This is a genomic window from Streptomyces thermocarboxydovorans (genome assembly GCF_039524635.1).
Classification (GTDB): domain Bacteria; phylum Actinomycetota; class Actinomycetes; order Streptomycetales; family Streptomycetaceae; genus Streptomyces; species Streptomyces thermocarboxydovorans.
In genome coordinates, this window is sequence record NZ_BAAAGU010000058.1 from 1 (window position 1) to 16,242 (window position 16,242).

Below are 16,242 nucleotides of genomic sequence, written 5' to 3' on the forward strand. Positions count from 1 at the left end.
CTTGGTCGGTGAGTTCATGACGACGTACCACACCACCATGATCCACCATCTAGCGATCTTTGAAGACGGACCCTAGTGGCCTACGGACAGGGCACCGCCCCGGCGGGCGGTCCCGGCCGGGGCGGTGGTGGGGGGTACGAGGAGTGGGGCAGCGGGGACTGGAGCCCTCCTCCTCGGGTCGTGCGGCGGGCCGTCAGCCCATCTCCTCCAGGGCCTTGCCCTTGGTCTCCTTGACGAACTTCAGGACGAACGGGACGGAGAGCGCGGCGAACGCCGTGTAGATGACGTAGGTGACCGACAGGTTCCAGTCGGCCAGCGACGGGAAGCTCGCGGTGATGGCCCAGTTGGCGATCCACTGCGCGGCTGCGGCGACGCCGAGCGCGGCGGCGCGGATCCGGTTGGGGAACATCTCGCCCAGCATGACCCAGACGACCACACCCCACGACAGGGCGAAGAAGAGCACGAAAACATGGGCGGCGATCAGGGCGATCCAGCCCTGGGTCTCCGGGAGCTTGCCGCCGACCAGGTCGAAGGAGAACGCCCAGGCCTCGAGGGCGAGGCCGATCACCATGCCGACGGAGCCGATGATCGCCAGCGGCCTGCGGCCGATCCGGTCCACGAAGATCATCGCGATCACGGTGCCGACGATGTTGATGATCGACGTGGTGAACGAGTAGAAGAACGAGTCCGTCGGGTCGACGCCGACCGACTGCCACAGCGTCGAGGAGTAGTAGAACGCGACGTTGATGCCGACGAACTGCTGGAAGACCGACAGGCCGATACCGACCCAGACGATCGGCTTGAAGAAGAAGCTGCCGCCGAGCAGGTCCTTGAAGCTGGACTTCTCCTCGCGGCGCATGCCGGTCTCGATCTCGGTGACGCGGGCGTCGAGGTCGATCTCGGTGCCCTCGACCTCGGCGAGGATCTCCCGGGCGCGCTCGCGCTTGCCGACGGAGATCAGGTAGCGGGGCGACTCGGGGATGGCGAAGGAGAGCAGGCCGTACAGGACGGCGGGGATCACCATGACGCCGAGCATCAGCTGCCAGGCCTCCAGGCCGAGCAGCTCACCGCGCTGGTCGCCGTCGGCGGCGTTCAGGATGCCCCAGTTGACCAGCTGGGAGACGGCGATGCCGACGACGATCGCGGCCTGCTGGAAGGAGCCGAGGCGGCCGCGGTAGGCGGGCGGGGCGACCTCGGCGATGTAGGCGGGGCCGATGACGGAGGCCATGCCGATGGCGAAGCCGCCGACCACGCGCCAGAAGGCGAGGTCGTAGAGCGTGAAGGGCAGGGCGGAGCCGACGGCGCTGACCGTGAACAGCACGGCGGCGATCTGCATGCACCGGATGCGGCCGATGCGGTCGGCTATCCGCCCGGCGGTCGCCGCGCCGACGGCGCAGCCGATCAGGGCGATGGCGATGACCTGGGCGAGGGTGCCGGAGCCGATGTCGTACCGGTCCCGGATGGCCTCGACGGCACCGTTGATCACGGAGCTGTCGTAGCCGAAGAGGAAGCCGCCCATGGCAGCCGCCGCCGCGATGAAGATGACGTGCCCGAGGTGATCGGGCTGAGCCTGGGCGGCGCCTGTCGCCCGGGTCTGCGCTGTGCTGGTCACGGGTCCACCTGACTGCCTGAATGTAAAAGCAACGTTGCAGAGACTATGCCTTCAAGTTTTGAAGTCAATACCGAGAACGCCGGCGAAATTGTGAGCAACAAGACAGGCCGCTGACAGCACACTGTCAGTCATACGTTCAAGATTTGAAGATCCGGTGCCGCTACAGCGCAATCGCCGTGCGCCGTGGGCCGTACTAGGTAGGGCCTGTCGTTTGGATCAGGCCCTAGCGCAGACGCTGGCTGATGACCTTGGAGACGCCGTCGCCCTGCATGGAGACGCCGTAGAGCGCGTTGGCGACCTCCATGGTGCGCTTCTGGTGCGTGATCACGATCAGCTGCGAGGTCTCCTGCAGCTCCTGCATGATCCGGATCAGCCGCTGGAGGTTGGTGTCGTCGAGCGCCGCCTCGACCTCGTCCATGACGTAGAACGGGCTGGGGCGCGCCTTGAAGATCGACACCAGCAGGGCGACGGCGGTCAGCGACCGCTCGCCGCCGGAGAGCAGGCTGAGCCGCTTGACCTTCTTGCCCGGCGGGCGCGCCTCGACGTCCACGCCCGTGGTGAGCATGTTGTCGGGGTCGGTCAGCACCAGGCGCCCCTCGCCGCCCGGGAAGAGCCGGGAGAAGACCCCTTCGAACTCCCGCGCGGTGTCCCGGTAGGCCTCGGTGAAGACCTGCTCGACGCGTTCGTCGACCTCCTTGACGACCTGGAGCAGGTCCGCGCGGGTCTTCTTCAGGTCCTCCAGCTGCTCGCTGAGGAACTGGTGGCGTTCCTCCAGCGCCGCGAACTCCTCCAGGGCGAGCGGGTTCACCTTGCCGAGCTGCTGGTAGGCACGCTCGGCCGCCTTCAGGCGCTTCTCCTGCTCGGCCCGGACGAAGGGGCGGGGCTGGTTGCGCGGGTGCTCCGGGTCCTCCGGCAGCTGCTCCCCCTCGGCGGGGGGCGAGGGCGGCACCAGCTGATGCGGGCCGTACTCCGCCACCAGCACGGCCGGTTCGACACCCAGTTCCTCCAGCGCCTTGGTCTCCAGCTGCTCGATCCGCAGCCGCTTCTCGGCGCCGAGTACCTCCCCGCGGTGAACCGAATCCGTCAACTTGTCGAGTTCCGCCTTGAGATCGCGGCCCTCGGTCCGGGCGCGGGCGAGTTCCTGCTCGCGCTGGGCCTTCGCGGCCTCGGCCGCGGCCCGCTCCTCCTCGGCACGGGCGAGGGAGACCTCCACGTGCGCCAGAAGCTGCCGGGCGCCGGAGGCGACCGCCTCGGCCACCGCGGCCTCATGGCGCAGCCGGGCCCGGCGCTGCTCGGCCCGGGCGCGCGCCTCGCGCTCCGCGCGGGCGGCCCGGTCGAGGGAGTCGGCGCGCCCGGCGAGCGCCTTGACCCGCTCCTCGTGGGTGCGCAGCTGGAGGCGGGCCTCCATCTCGGTCTGCCGGGCGTTGGCCCCGTCCGCCGCGAGCCGGTCGCGCCGGGAGGTGTCGGGCTCCTCCTCGATCGGCATCTCCTCGGCGACGGCGAGGCGTTCGGCGAGCTCCTCGACCTCGGCCAGGGCCTTGTCCAGGGCCTCCTGGGCGCGGGCGGCCGCGGCGGCGGAGCGTTCCGCCTCGCCCGCGGCGCCGCGGGCCTGGCCGGCGAGCCGGCCGAGCTGCTGCGCCACGGCCGACTTCTCCCGGTCGGCGGCGCGGCGGCGTTCGCCGAGCTCCTCGACCAGGGCGGCCGCCTCGGCCCGCCGCTCGGCCGCCGCCTGCTGCTCCCGCGCGAGCTCCTCGCACCGCACGGCCAGCTCCTCCAGCTCGGCGGCGGCCTCGTCCACGGAGGCCTGCACCTCCAGCAGGCTGGGGGCGCCGGCGGAGCCGCCCTGGGCGAAGTGGGCGCCCAGCAGGTCGCCCTCGGCGGTGACGGCGGTGAGGTGCGGGTGGCGGTAGACCAGGTCCTCGGCGTCCTCGAGGGTGCCGACCACGACGATGTCCCGCAGCAGGCGGTGGACGGCGGGCATCAGGTCGGCGGGGCCGCTGACCAGGCGCGCGGCCGGCCGGGCGGTGGCGGGGAGTTCCTCGGGGGCGGTCGCGCCGTTATCCGCTCCCGCCGGGTACGTCTCCGAGGGCTCCTTCGCGACGAGCAGGGCCGCGCGGCCGCCGTCCTGCTTGCGCAGCAGGCGGATGGCGTCGGCCGCCGCCGACGGCGAGGTGACCGCCAGGGCGTCCGCCGCCGCGCCGAAGGCGGCGGCCAGCGGGACCTCGTAGCCCGGTGTGACGGTCAGCAGTTCCGCGGCGGGGCCCAGCAGCCCGGTGAGGCGGTCCTTCGCCTGCAGCAGCGCCCCGGTGCCGTCCTTGCGGCGCAGGCCCATGGCCAGCGCCTCGTGGCGGGCCTGGGTGGCGGCGCGCCGGCGTTCGGCGTCGCCGAGCGCCTCCCGGGCCGCGGTCAGGGCCGTCTCGGCCTCGGCGAGGCGCTGCTTGGCCGCCTCGTGCTGCTCGGCGAGTTCCGCGTCGCCGGCGTCGAGGCCGTCGACCTCGGCCTTGAGCGCCTCGTACTCCTCCTGGGCGGCGACGGCCCGCTCCTGGGCCTCGTCGCGGGCGGCGGCCAGGCGTTCGATCTCGGCCTGGGCGGCCGCGGCGCGGGAACGGGCGGCGCCGACCTGGCCCTTGAGCCGGGCGAGGCCCTCGCGGCGGTCGGCGATGGCCCGGGCGGCGTCCTTCAGGCGCCGCTCCTCCTGGGCGAGCTCGCGCTCCAGTTCGGCGCGGTGGGCGACCGTGTCCTCCAGGGCGCGTTCGGCCGCCTCGAGGGCCGCCTCCAGCTCGGCCTCCTGCTCGCGGATGCGGGCGGCCTCGCGCTCCAGCTCCTCGGGGTCACGGCCGCGCCGCTCCTCGGGGGGTGCGGAGGTGGCGCTCTTGACCCGGGCGTCGGCCAGCGAGATCGTGCCGCGCACGCGTTCGGCGAGCCGGGACAGCTCGTACCAGGTCTGCTGGGCGTTCTGCAGGCGCGGGGTGAGGCGGCGCACCTCGTCCTCCAGCAGGGCCTCGCGCCGCAGCGCCTTCTTCAGCTCCTGCTCGGTGGCTTCCTTGCGCTCCTTCAGGGCCGCCTCGTCGGCGATCTCCGCCTTGAGCGCCTCGCGCAGCCGTACCAGGTCGTCGGCGAGCAGGCGGAGGCGGGCGTCGCGCAGGTCGGCCTGGATGACGGCGGCCTTGCGGGCGACGGCGGCCTGGCGGCCCAGCGGCTTGAGCTGGCGGCGCAGCTCGTCGGTGAGGTCCTGGACGCGCGCCAGGTTGGCCTGCATCGCGTCCAGCTTGCGCAGCGCCTTCTCCTTGCGCTTGCGGTGCTTGAGGACGCCGGCCGCCTCCTCGATGAAGGCGCGGCGGCCCATCGGGTCGGCGTGCAGGACGGAGTCGAGCTGGCCCTGGCCGACGATGACGTGCATCTCGCGGCCGATGCCGGAGTCGGAGAGCAGTTCCTGGATGTCCAGCAGCCGGCAGGTGTCGCCGTTGATCTGGTACTCGCTGCCGCCGTTGCGGAACATGATCCGCGTGATGGTGACCTCGGAGTAGTCGATGGGCAGCGCGCCGTCGGAGTTGTCGATGGTGAGGGACACCTCGGCCCGGCCCAGCGGGGGGCGGCCGGTGGTGCCGGCGAAGATGACGTCCTCCATCTTGCCGCCGCGCAGCGACTTGGCACCCTGCTCGCCCATGACCCAGCTGAGCGCGTCCACGACGTTGGACTTGCCCGAGCCGTTCGGTCCGACGACACACGTGATGCCCGGCTCGAACCGGAGCGTGGTCGCCGAGGCGAACGACTTGAAGCCGCGGAGGGTCAGGGCCTTGAGGTGCACGCCGCCGGACTCTACCCGGCGGCGAAGTCTCACTCCATGAACGCGCGGTTTCACCGGTGAACGTCCAGGGCAGACCAGACGTTGAAGAGGGTGAAAGGATGCGCGGGACAACCAGGTCGTCCGGTGCGGGCAGCCCGGGGGCTACGCGGGGGCTACCGAGGGCTCGGGAGGCAAGAAAGAAGGGACGCCGGGGCGTCCCTTGCACTTCTGAACAGCGTGGCGGTTGTGACGGGCGACCCGATCACTGTGCCGATGTGAAGCGGTACGGTGATCAGGTGAGCGCAGGCTCCGCCTGGTTCGCGTCAACGCTCTCCACGATCCTGTCGTGAGAAGCGGCAGCCGTCAGTGCGTCGTTCTGGGCCTGGATACGTACGAGCTCGGATTCCAGGTCCTGGACGCGCTGCTGGAGCCGTCGCATCTCGGCGAGGAGTCGAGGGTCGGAGCCGCCGACGTAACCGAGAAGCGCCTTTGCCATGATGGATGGTCCTCCACAATGAGTGACCGACCGATGCGGTGTGGGTCGTGAGGGATTCGCACCCGCGGTTGCTTGACAGGCCTGGAGTTGTGCTGCCGTTCAGCCATGCCAAACAGCTAAGGTGCGCGGGGCTTTCAGCGTCTCACCAAAAAGTTTGACGGTCAACACGATCACGCCCCGTATGGGCGGACAACCGGGTGCGCACGGCCGTGATCGGCGGCGCCGCGACTCCTGCGGGTCCTCGGGGCGTGGCGATCATCTTGGCGGCCGGAGCCGCCCGGGGCAAGCCCTCCTCGGCGGTCACCAGGACTTTTCCGCGGCGCGGAGCCGGCGTGAAGGTCCCCGCGACCCTCGCCGGCCCCCCTTCGGCCCCCTGGGATCAGCGGATGGCGAAGCCGTCGTAGCCGCCGCGAGGTGTGTCCCAGATCTCTGTGACTCCCTCCACGCGCCCGGGCGTGTCGCCGGTCTGGAGCCAGGCGAGGAGGCGCTCACAGCGGTCACGGGAGCCCTCGGCGACCACTTGGACGCGCCCGTCCCCCAGGTTGCGGGCGAAACCCCTCAGGGCGCCGATCTCCAGCGCCTTGGCGCGCGTGAACCAGCGGAAACCCACTCCTTGGACGTGGCCGCGCACCCAGGCGACCAGTCGCACATCCTCGCTCATGTCTGCAACCTAACCGGACAATGTCACACCGGGCACTCCGTCCCCTCGCGCCATGCGGTACCGTCCCGACCCAATGAATCTCATATGAAACTCACTCGATCGTGTGAGTTCTGTGTCGATCGCGAGGACGAGCGACCACAAGGACGAGGAAGGCCAGAACATGGGACGCCACCGACGCTCCGACGCCGGCCGCGCCGCCAGGGGCCGCGCCACGGGGGTCACTCATCACGACGGCATGCCGGACGGCGGCTACGACCCGCTGACCGCCCTGCCGGACGAGTCGGCGCCCACGATGGGCATCGCGCCGTACCTGAACCCGGAGGCGTACGCCGAGACGTACGCGAAGAGCGACGCCTATCTCTTCGCCACGGACGACGGATCCCAGGGCCCCGGGGGCGAAGCCGCCACGGCCGTCCTGACCGGCGAGGACTTCCCGCCCGACTTCGCCCCTCACACCGGCCTCACGCAGGGCGCCTTCACGGGCGACGCCCCCGCGGCGGACGGATTCGGCAGCGCCGGCCCCGCGGGGCACGGCTTCCCCGCGGCCGACGGCTACCCGGACGCCGGCCTCGGCACCGGCGCCGGCACCGGCACCGGCCTGCCGACGGACGGCTACACGGGGGACGCCTACCCGTGGGCCGGCCTCGCGGCCTCCGGCAATCTTCCCGGGCACGGCTTCTCCGGAGACACCTACGCGTACGGCCAGTCCGCCGCCACCGAGGTGCTGGATCTCGGCAGCCTCGACGACGGGGGCTGGGCCAGCAGCATCTCGGCCACGGGCCTGCCGGACACCGGCCGCTCCCGGACCGGCTACTCCAAGAGCAGCTTCACCAACCGGGACTTCACCGGCGGTGCCTTCCGCAGCACGCCCCTGAGAGACGAGGGCTACTCGCCCGACGGCGGCACCTCGCGCGGCAGCGCCCACCGGCGCCGCAAGAAGAAGTCCCCGGCGCCCGTCCGCAGCGGTCTGCTCGGCGTCTCCGCCGCCGTCGCGTTCGGCACGGTGGCGGTCGCCACGGGCGCCGTGCCGGGGCTGGAGAACTACAAGCTCGGCGGCGACAGCGCGCCCAGCGACAGCGTCCAGGCGGGCGACGCGCCCACCAACACCCCCAGCGAGCAGGGCGGTGCGTCCGGCGGCAGTCTGGAGACCCCGGGCCGCGCGGCGGGCAGCCAGGCCGGCCGCGACGGGCAGCGCTCCACTTCCCCGACGCCGGCCCCGTCCACCTCCGAGACGGCGCCGCCCGAGGCGCCGGAGAAGGAGGACCGCGCCGAGACGCCGGAGGAGAAGCCGGAGACGGAGGAGGCGGCCGGCGAGACGGCGGCCCCCGACAAGCCGGGCAACTCCGAGCGCGGGGCGCAGAAGGGCGCCGCCTCGGCGTCGGAGAACGCGGCCGCCGCGCAGGTCCTCGCACTGGTCAACCAGGAGCGGGTCAAGGCGGGCTGCCGCCCGGTCACCCCGAGCAAGGAGCTGGCGGGCCTCGCCGCCGCGTTCAGCGAGGACATGGCCAAGCGGGGCTTCTTCGACCACACCGACCCCGACGGCGCCACCCCGTGGGACCGCGCGGAGCGGGCCGGCATAACCGACCTGGGCGGCGAGAACATAGCCCGCGGCCAGGCCGACGCCGCCTCCGTGATGCAGGCCTGGATGGACAGCCCCGGCCACCGGGCGAACATCCTCAACTGCGACTTCAAGACCCTCGGCGTCGGCGTCCACTTCGGCCCGGGCGGGCCTTGGTGGACCCAGAACTTCGGCTACTGAGCCGTTCGAGGCCCAGGGGTTCCGGGGGTCGAGGACCTGACACCGGACCCCTGGGCCGTCTCCGGGCCGTCCTCCGCAGGCCGCGGGTGCCTTCGGCGGGCGCAGGAGGGCGCACAGGCGCCGTCTGAGGCCCGCGCGGCCCGCTGAGTGAGGCCCCAGGTGCCGTACGTGGGCTGTCAGGGCCGTCGCAGGGTGCTCGACGACGGCCCTCGGAACGCGCTCGGCGGCGACCAGCGCCCGCGCCCACGGATCAGCGAGCCGTCACTCCGCGCACCGGGCGCGGGGGGCGCTGGCATTTGGGGCAGTAGTAGCTGGAGCGGTTCATCCAGGGGCGGCGGCGGATGGGGGTGCCGCAGCGGCGGCAGGGGAGGTTCTCGCGTCCGTAGGCGTCCAGGGAGCGGTCGAAGTAGCCGGACTCGCCGTTGACGTTGACGTAGAGGCTGTCGAAGCTGGTGCCGCCGACGGACAGGGCGGCGTTCATGACATCCCGGACGTGGCCCAGCAGGAGCAGGGTGCGCGGGCGGGTGAAGCCGGTCGTGGGGCGGTCGTAGTGGATGCGGGCGCGCCACAGCGCCTCGTCGGCGTAGATGTTGCCGACACCGCTGATCAGGGACTGGTCGAGCAGGGCCCGTTTGATGGTGGTGCGCTTGCGGCGCAGGGCCTGGTGGAAGGCCTCCTCGTCGAAGAGCGGGTCGAGCGGGTCGCGGGCGATGTGCGCGATGACGCCGGGCAGGCCCTCGGGCGTGGTGTCGTGCAGCGACAGGCCGCCGAAGGTGCGCTGGTCGACGAAGCGCAGCTCGGTGTCCCGGGCGTCGGTGAAGCGGATGCGGATGCGCAGGTGCTTCTCGTCCGGCGCGGAGTGCGGCTGGACCAGCAGCTGTCCGCTCATGCCCAGGTGGGCCAGGATCGCCTGGCCGGTGTCCTCCAGGGGCAGCCACAGGTACTTGCCGCGGCGGCTGGGGGTGCCGACGCGGTGGCCCTTGAGGCGGTGCGCGAAGTCGTCGGCACCGGCGAGGTGGCGGCGCACGGCGCGCGGATGGAGCACCTCGGCGTCGGCGACGGTCCGGTGGGCGACCCAGCGTTCGAGTCCGCGCCGTACGACCTCGACCTCGGGCAGCTCGGGCATGGTGTCGTCCCCTCCGGTGGTGTCCGGCCCCGCGTGCGGGCCGGTGTACGCCCCGAGCGCCCGCCCCGGTCGTGGGGGCGGGCGCTCGGGTGTGACAGCTCGGTCGGCTCGGGCGTGCGGTGTGCTGCCCGTCAGGCGGAGGCCGACGGCGCGTCGGCGTTCTGCTGCTGCCCGGCGGCCTTGGCCTCGGCGGCCTTGACGGCCTCCTCGGCCTCCGCCGCCGCCTTGGCGCGCTCGTCCGCTGCGGCCCGGATGGACCGCCAGGCGGACTCGGCGGCCTGCTGCTCCGCCTCCTTCTTGCTGCGGCCGGTGCCGGTGCCGTACGAGACGCCTCCGACGCGGGCGGCAGCAGTGAAGGTCTTCTCGTGGTCGGGGCCGGTCTCCGTGACCAGGTACTCGGGGACGCCGAGTCCCTCGGTCGCGGTGAGCTCCTGGAGTGACGTCTTCCAGTCCAGGCCGGCGCCGAGGTTGGAGGACTTCTCGATCAGCGGGTCGAACAGGCGGTGCACCAGCTCCGCCGCCGCGTCGAGCCCCTTGTCGAGGTAGACCGCGCCGATCACCGCTTCGAGCGTGTCGGCGAGGATGGAGGCCTTGTCCCGGCCGCCCGTGCCTTCTTCACCGCGGCCCAGCCGGATGAAGGAACCCAGGTCGAGGCTGCGCCCCACGTCCGCCAGCGCACGCGAGTTGACCACCGCGGCCCGCAGCTTGGCCAGCTGGCCCTCGGGCAGGTCCGGGTGGGCGCGGTACAGCGTGTCCGTGACCACGAGACCGAGCACGGAGTCCCCGAGGAACTCCAGCCGCTCGTTGGTCGGCAGACCGCCGTTCTCGTACGCGTAGGAACGATGGGTCAGCGCACGTACCAGAAGGGCGGACTCGACCTGGTAGCCGAGCCGCCCTTCCAGAAGCGTGTGGGACGAGGCCTGGTTGTCCGCTGAGTTCTTCTTCGGCGTGGACACAGTGCCTCTCACCAGCCGCTCAGACCTCGAGGACCTGGCGCTTGTTGTAGGTGCCGCAAGACGGGCACGCGATGTGCTGCTGCTTGGGCTCGTGGCAGCGCTCGCACGCAACCAGGGTGGGGACCGCAGCCTTCCACTGCGACCGGCGGTGGCGCGTGTTGCTGCGCGACATCTTCCGCTTCGGAACAGCCACGGCTACTTCTCCTGCTTCTCGTCGACGCCCGGTTCGGCGCCGCTCATCTCGTCCTTCTCGCCGGCCTTCATGGTGTCGGCGAGTCCCTGCAATGCCGCCCAACGGATGTCGACGGCGTCGTGGTGGTGGTCCGGGTCGTCGTTCAGGTTGACTCCGCACTCGGAGCACAGACCTGCACAGTCCTCCCGGCACACCGGCTGCACCGGCAGTGCGAGCACCACCGCATCGCGCAGCACGGTCTCGAGGTCGATCAGACCGTCCTCGACAAAGAGCCTGTCCTCGTCGTCCTCGGCGTCGTCGGCCGGTTCCGTGATCACACGGCCCCGGTCGTCGGCGTCAGGGTACGAGAACATCTCCTGGAAGTCCGCGTCGGGCCGCAGCTCGACGGGCTCCAGACACCTTACGCACTCCCCCTCGGCCTTCGCACGGGCGGTGCCGGTGACGAGCACACCTTCCATGACGGACTCGAGGCGGAGCTCCAGCTCCACCGGGGCGCCTTCCGGCACTCCGATGACTCCCTTGATACCGAAGTCCTTGGGAGCGTCGACCGTGCGGGTCAGGCGCTGCAGCGCACCAGGCCGCCGCCCCAGCTCGTGAGTGTCGAGCACGAGAGGGTTGCGGTGGTCGAGGCGGGCGTTCAGGGCCATTCCTGCTTTCGGTCTTCGAGCTGAGGGGGGTGCTGCCGCGCGGAGTTCCGGGGCAGCAGTGATCACGGGCGTACGCGCGACCGAAGAGCCAGGATACTGGACCTTCCGCTCTCGGCCCAATCGGCCCTCACCGGGGCCCGCGGTCGGCCCCGGCTCCGGCTCCGGCTCCGTCCGAGCGGCTGCTAAAGGCCCCGCTCGCGCTCGTAGGCCCGCAGCTGCTCGGGGGTGATCATGCTGGTGTCGAAGAGGCTGGTCTCGTCGAGGGTGTAGCCCTGCTGCGGGCCGTGCCCGGTCTGCTGGGCGTGGTGCTGGCCGGCCGTCTGGTTCGGGTCGTACGCCTGCTGCTGCCCGGCGTCGTAGCCCTGGTAGGCGTACGGGTCGGCCTGCTGGTAGCCGTAGGCGTCCTGGCCGCCGTAGGGCTGCTGCGGGTAGCCGGCGTAGGGGTCCGCCTGCTGCTGGTAGCCGTAGGCCGGATCGGGCTGCTGCTGGGGCCCCGGCTGGGCGTAGTCCTGGCGCTGCTGCGGGACGGGCTGGGCGGGCGGGCTCTGCTGCCCGGCCACGGAGGCCAGGTCGGCGAGGTAGTCGGCGTCGCTGGAGTGCTGGACGCTCGTGGAGTCGCCGGCGAGGGCGCCCAGGTCGTCGGTGGCGATCCTGCCGTGCAGCTTCTGACGGCCGCGGCCCACCGCCTCCAGGGTCTTGGCCAGGACCGCCTCGAAGGCGCCCAGCTTGGCGTCCACGTACTCGTCGGCGGTGCGGCGCAGGGTCTCCGGGTCGTGGCTGCGCTCGGGAGCGTCCTCGTCCTCGTAGCCCTGCTCGTCGAGGCCGGGGCCGGTGCCCAGCAGCTTCTCGCGGCCGCGGCCGACCGAGCCGATGGTCTTGGTGAGGACGACCTCGAAGTTGGCGAGCTTGGAGTCGACGTAGTCGTCGGCCTCGGCGCGGATCTCCTCGGCCTCCTTGCGGGCCTCGGCGAGGATCCGGTCGGCCTCGGCCTGCGAGCGGCGGGCGATCTCGGTCTCGGAGATCAGCTTGCTGCGCTCGGCGTGCGCGGACTGGATGATCCGCTCGGCCTCCTGGCGGGCCTGCTCGACCATCTGCTCCCGGTCGCCGATGACCTCCCGCGCCTGGGCGAGGGAGTCGGGCAGGGCCGCGCGCACCTCCTCCAGCATCGAGAGCAGTTCGGCGCGGTTGACCACGCACGAGGCCGACATGGGCATCGACCGGGCCCCGGAGACCGCGGCGACGATCTCGTCGAGCTTCTTCTGCACGTCCACCTGTGCTCGCCACTCTCTACAGCTGTGTTGGAGACGGACGGGACGAACTGTAGCCCCGGGCGGGCCGGTCAGTCCTTGCGCAGGCGCCGGGTGAGTGCGTCATGGACGGCCGGCGGCACCAGGTGCGAGACGTCGCCGCCCCAGGCCGCGACCTCCTTGACCAGGGAGGAGGACAGGAAGCTGTAGGTGGGGTTGGTGGGGACGAAGAGGGTCTCGACGCCGGTGAGGCCGTTGTTCATCTGGGCCATCTGCAGCTCGTAGTCGAAGTCGCTGACGGCGCGCAGGCCCTTGACGATGGCGGGGATGTCCCGCTCCTTGCAGAAGTCGACGAGCAGGCCGTGGAACGCCTCGACGCGGACGTTGGCGTACTCGGAGGTGACCTGGCGGATGAGATCGATGCGCTCGTCGATCTCGAACAGGCCCCTCTTCGACTTGTTGATCATCACCGCGACGTAGACCTCGTCGTACAGCCTGGAAGCGCGGGAGATGATGTCGAGGTGTCCGTTGGTGATCGGGTCGAACGACCCGGGACATACGGCGCGGCGCACTTGTTTCCCCTCGCTCTCCGGTCCGGTCATCGTGCGTCTTCGCACGTAGAGGCGGCGCGACCGTACCAAAACGTTCCCTCGCCGTAGCGGCGGGACCGGATGGCGTCGAAGCCTGGCGGCCAGGCGAATTCTCCGCCTCTGGTGCTGCGCTCCACGGTGACGAGCGCTTGCTTGTCGAGCCAGCCCTCCGAGCGGAGTGTGAGCAGAATCTCGCGAAGATCGTCGTCCGTGACCGCGTACGGGGGGTCGAGGAAGACGACGTCGTACGGCCGGGCGGGGGGCGTTCGGATGATCTGCTCGGCCTTGCCGTGGCGCACCTCGGCGCCGGGCAGGCCGAGGCTCTTCACGTTCTCGCGGACGACGCGGGCGGCTCGCGCGTCGGCCTCGACGAGCAGCACGTGACCGGCGCCCCGGGAGAGCGCCTCGAGGCCCACGGCTCCGGAGCCGGCGTACAGGTCGAGGACGCGCTCGCCGTCCAGGGGGCCGCCCAGGAGGGACTGCCAGGTGGAGAAGAGACCTTCGCGCGCTCGGTCGGAGGTGGGGCGGGTGCCGGTGCCCGGGGGCACGGCGATTCGACGTCCGCCGGCGGTGCCGGCGATCACGCGGGTCATCTCTGGTCCTCGGATCGGGGGGTGGTCACACGTCCAGTCTGGCAGTTCAGCCCTTCTCCAAGTACTGCTCCCGCTCCTCGTCGAGGAGGGCCTGAAGGGCCGTGCGCAGGGCGGGCAGCCGCTCCAGCTCCGGGTCCGCGGCGACGATCCGGGTGGCCTCCTGCCGGGCCTCGGCGATGATCTCCTCGTCCTCGATGACGGCGAGCATGCGCAGGCTGGAGCGGGTGCCGGACTGGGCCTGGCCGAGGACGTCGCCCTCGCGGCGCTGCTCGAGGTCGATGCGGGAGAGCTCGAATCCGTCGAGCGTGGAGGCGACGGCGTTCAGGCGCTGCCGGGCGGCGCTCGCCTCGGGCATCTCGGTGACCAGCAGACACAGGCCGGGGGCGGAACCGCGGCCGACCCGGCCGCGCAGCTGGTGCAGCTGGGAGACGCCGAAGCGGTCCGCGTCCATGATCACCATGACGGTGGCGTTGGGGACGTTGACGCCGACCTCGATGACGGTGGTGGCGACCAGGACGTCGGTCTCGCCGGCGGCGAAGCGGCGCATCACGGCGTCCTTGTGCTCGGGCGGCATGCGGCCGTGCAGCACCTCGACCCGGAGCCCGCCGAGCGGGCCCTTGGCGAGCTGCTCCGCGACGTCCAGGACGGCGAGCGGCGGACGCTTCTCCGCCTCGTCCTCGGGGGACTTCTTCGCCTTGGGATCGTCGGCTTCGTCGCCGATGCGCGGGCAGACCACGTACGCCTGGTGGCCGCCCGCCACCTCCTCTCGGACGCGCTCCCAGGCGCGGGCCAGGAAGTGGGGCTTGTCGGCGGCCGGGACGACATGGCTGGCGATGGGTGAGCGGCCGGCCGGGAGCTGGTCGAGGACGGAGGTCTCCAGGTCGCCGAAGACGGTCATGGCGACGGTGCGCGGGATGGGGGTGGCCGTCATCACCAGCAGGTGGGGCGGCTGTTTGCCCTTGCCGCGCAGCGCGTCGCGCTGCTCCACACCGAAGCGGTGCTGTTCGTCCACGACGACCAGGCCCAGGTCGTGGAACTGGACCTTGTCCTCGATCAGGGCGTGGGTGCCGATGACGATGCCCGCCTCACCGGTGGCCAGGTCGAGCAGGGCCTGGCGGCGGGCGGCGGCGCCCATGGAGCCGGTGAGCAGCACCACCTTGGTGGCGTTCTCCGCGCCGCCGAGCATGCCGCCCTCGGCCAGCTCGCCCATCATCTCGGTGATGGAGCGGTGGTGCTGCTGGGCGAGCACCTCGGTGGGCGCGAGCATCGCCGCCTGTCCCCCGGCGTCCACCACGGCGAGCATGGCGCGCAGGGCGACCAGGGTCTTGCCGCTGCCGACCTCGCCCTGGAGCAGCCGGTGCATCGAGTGCTCGGTCGCCAGGTCGGCGAAGATCTCCTCGCAGACCTTCCGCTGGCCCTCGGTGAGGGTGAAGGGCAGCCGCCGGTCGAAGGCGGCGAGCAGGCCGTCGGGGGCGGGTCTGCGGGCGACGGCGGGGAGTTGGGCGTCGGCGTGGCGGCGGCGGGCCAGGGCGACCTGGAGGACGAAGGCCTCGTCCCACTTCAGGCGGGCGCGGGCCTGCTCGATGTCCGCCTTGGTGTGCGGGCGGTGGATCTTCAGCAGTGCCTCGGGCAGCGGCAGCAGTCCGCGCGCCTCGCGCAGGGACGCGGGGAGCGGGTCGGCGGCCTCCTGGGCGCTGGGCAGGACCGTCTGGAGCGCCTTGCCGATCTTCCAGGACTCGAGTTTGGCCGTGGCGGGGTAGATCGGGATGAGGGCGCCGGCCCAGTTCTCCACCGTCTCCTCGCTGTCGCTGCGCAGCAACTCGTAGGCGGGGTGGGCCAGTTGCAGGCGGCGGTTGAAGACGGAGACCTTGCCGGCGAACATCGCGCGGGTGCCCGGCAGGAGTTCCTTGTGGGGCTTGTGGACGCCCTTGCCGAAGAAGACCAGCTGGAGGCGGCCGCTGCCGTCGGTGATGGTGACCTCCAGGCGCTGGCCGCGGCCGCCCGGGGCCTTGGCGGAGGCGAAGGAGTGCAGGCGGGCGTCGGCGACCTGGGCGACCACCGTGACGTGCTCGTCCATGGGGAGGTCGGCGAGGTGGGTGAGCTGCCCGCGCTCCTCGTATCTGCGCGGGTAGTGGTGGAGCAGGTCGCCGACGGTGTGCAGGCCGAGGTGCTCGGCCATCACCTTCGCGGTGGCGGGGCCGAGCACCTTCTTCAGTGGTTCTTCCAGTGCGGGCACGAGATCCATTGCACACCACGGCACTGACAATGCGGGAACATCCGGGGCCGCCGGATTTCCGGGGCGCCGCGACCGCCGGTTCCGGTGCCCGGGGAGCCGGGCTCGCCGCAGGCCGGGGCCGACCCGGGTGCGCCCGGCTCGCCGCAGGCCGCGACCGCCGGTTTCCGGTGACCGCGGCGTCCGGTCGGTGCAGCCCGCGACCTCCGCTTTCCCGCGCCGCCCTCCCCCGTTTCCGTAAGGTCTGGGGAAAGCGCTGGTCAGGGCCCCTGGACGGGCTCTAGGATGGCGCGCTCCGGCCACCCTTCTCCGCGGTCACCGCCTCACCGGGGCCGCCCGACC

Annotated in this window: 12 protein-coding genes and 1 pseudogene; 1 reads left to right on the forward strand and 12 read right to left on the reverse strand. The window is 71.9% G+C overall.

Annotated features, from left to right (window positions below; all coding sequences use genetic code 11):
• Positions 1-193 precede the first annotated feature (193 nt).
• From ABD198_RS24365 to ABD198_RS24380, 4 genes are all read right to left on the reverse strand, one after another.
• Positions 194-1,612 carry a sugar porter family MFS transporter gene (locus ABD198_RS24365; RefSeq protein ID WP_344005699.1) on the reverse strand — a complete coding sequence of 473 codons (1,419 nt, stop codon included), beginning with the start codon at positions 1,610-1,612 and terminating at the stop codon, positions 194-196.
• Between the two features lie 223 nt (positions 1,613-1,835).
• Positions 1,836-5,420, reverse strand: a complete 3,585-nt coding sequence (gene smc / locus ABD198_RS24370) for a chromosome segregation protein SMC (RefSeq protein ID WP_344005701.1) — start codon at positions 5,418-5,420, stop codon at positions 1,836-1,838.
• Between the two features lie 271 nt (positions 5,421-5,691).
• A complete protein-coding gene (locus tag ABD198_RS24375; RefSeq protein ID WP_344005703.1) occupies positions 5,692-5,895 on the reverse strand; it encodes a hypothetical protein in 204 nt (67 codons plus the stop codon).
• Positions 5,896-6,274: 379 nt separating this feature from the next.
• The gene (locus ABD198_RS24380) at positions 6,275-6,556 is read right to left on the reverse strand and encodes an acylphosphatase (protein ID WP_344005705.1); all 282 of its coding nucleotides are present in this window, start codon (positions 6,554-6,556) and stop codon (positions 6,275-6,277) included.
• Between the two features lie 874 nt (positions 6,557-7,430).
• Here ABD198_RS24380 and ABD198_RS24385 point away from each other — a divergent pair.
• Positions 7,431-8,315, forward strand: a pseudogene (locus ABD198_RS24385) (CAP domain-containing protein); the annotation flags it as partial.
• 250 nt (positions 8,316-8,565) lie between these two features.
• Here the strand turns inward: ABD198_RS24385 and mutM are convergent.
• From mutM to recG, 8 genes are all read right to left on the reverse strand, one after another.
• A complete protein-coding gene (gene mutM, locus ABD198_RS24390; protein ID WP_344005707.1) occupies positions 8,566-9,441 on the reverse strand; it encodes a bifunctional DNA-formamidopyrimidine glycosylase/DNA-(apurinic or apyrimidinic site) lyase in 876 nt (291 codons plus the stop codon).
• Positions 9,442-9,572: 131 nt separating this feature from the next.
• Positions 9,573-10,397, reverse strand: a complete 825-nt coding sequence (rnc, locus tag ABD198_RS24395; RefSeq protein ID WP_344005764.1) for a ribonuclease III — start codon at positions 10,395-10,397, stop codon at positions 9,573-9,575.
• A 19-nt stretch (positions 10,398-10,416) separates the two neighbouring features.
• A complete protein-coding gene (gene rpmF, locus ABD198_RS24400) occupies positions 10,417-10,590 on the reverse strand; it encodes a 50S ribosomal protein L32 (protein WP_003951102.1) in 174 nt (57 codons plus the stop codon).
• A gap of 2 nt (positions 10,591-10,592) precedes the next feature.
• Positions 10,593-11,237, reverse strand: coding sequence for a YceD family protein (locus ABD198_RS24405; protein WP_344005710.1), 645 nt, complete (start codon positions 11,235-11,237; stop codon positions 10,593-10,595).
• A gap of 182 nt (positions 11,238-11,419) precedes the next feature.
• Positions 11,420-12,508, reverse strand: coding sequence for a cell division initiation protein (locus ABD198_RS24410; protein ID WP_344005712.1), 1,089 nt, complete (start codon positions 12,506-12,508; stop codon positions 11,420-11,422).
• A gap of 68 nt (positions 12,509-12,576) precedes the next feature.
• On the reverse strand, positions 12,577-13,056 hold the full coding sequence (gene coaD, locus ABD198_RS24415) for a pantetheine-phosphate adenylyltransferase (protein ID WP_344005766.1): 480 nt from the start codon (positions 13,054-13,056) through the stop codon (positions 12,577-12,579).
• Positions 13,057-13,082: 26 nt separating this feature from the next.
• The gene (gene rsmD, locus ABD198_RS24420; RefSeq protein WP_344005714.1) at positions 13,083-13,667 is read right to left on the reverse strand and encodes a 16S rRNA (guanine(966)-N(2))-methyltransferase RsmD; all 585 of its coding nucleotides are present in this window, start codon (positions 13,665-13,667) and stop codon (positions 13,083-13,085) included.
• A 46-nt stretch (positions 13,668-13,713) separates the two neighbouring features.
• On the reverse strand, positions 13,714-15,912 hold the full coding sequence (gene recG, locus ABD198_RS24425) for an ATP-dependent DNA helicase RecG (RefSeq protein ID WP_344005716.1): 2,199 nt from the start codon (positions 15,910-15,912) through the stop codon (positions 13,714-13,716).
• Between the last annotated feature and the right edge of the window lie 330 nt (positions 15,913-16,242).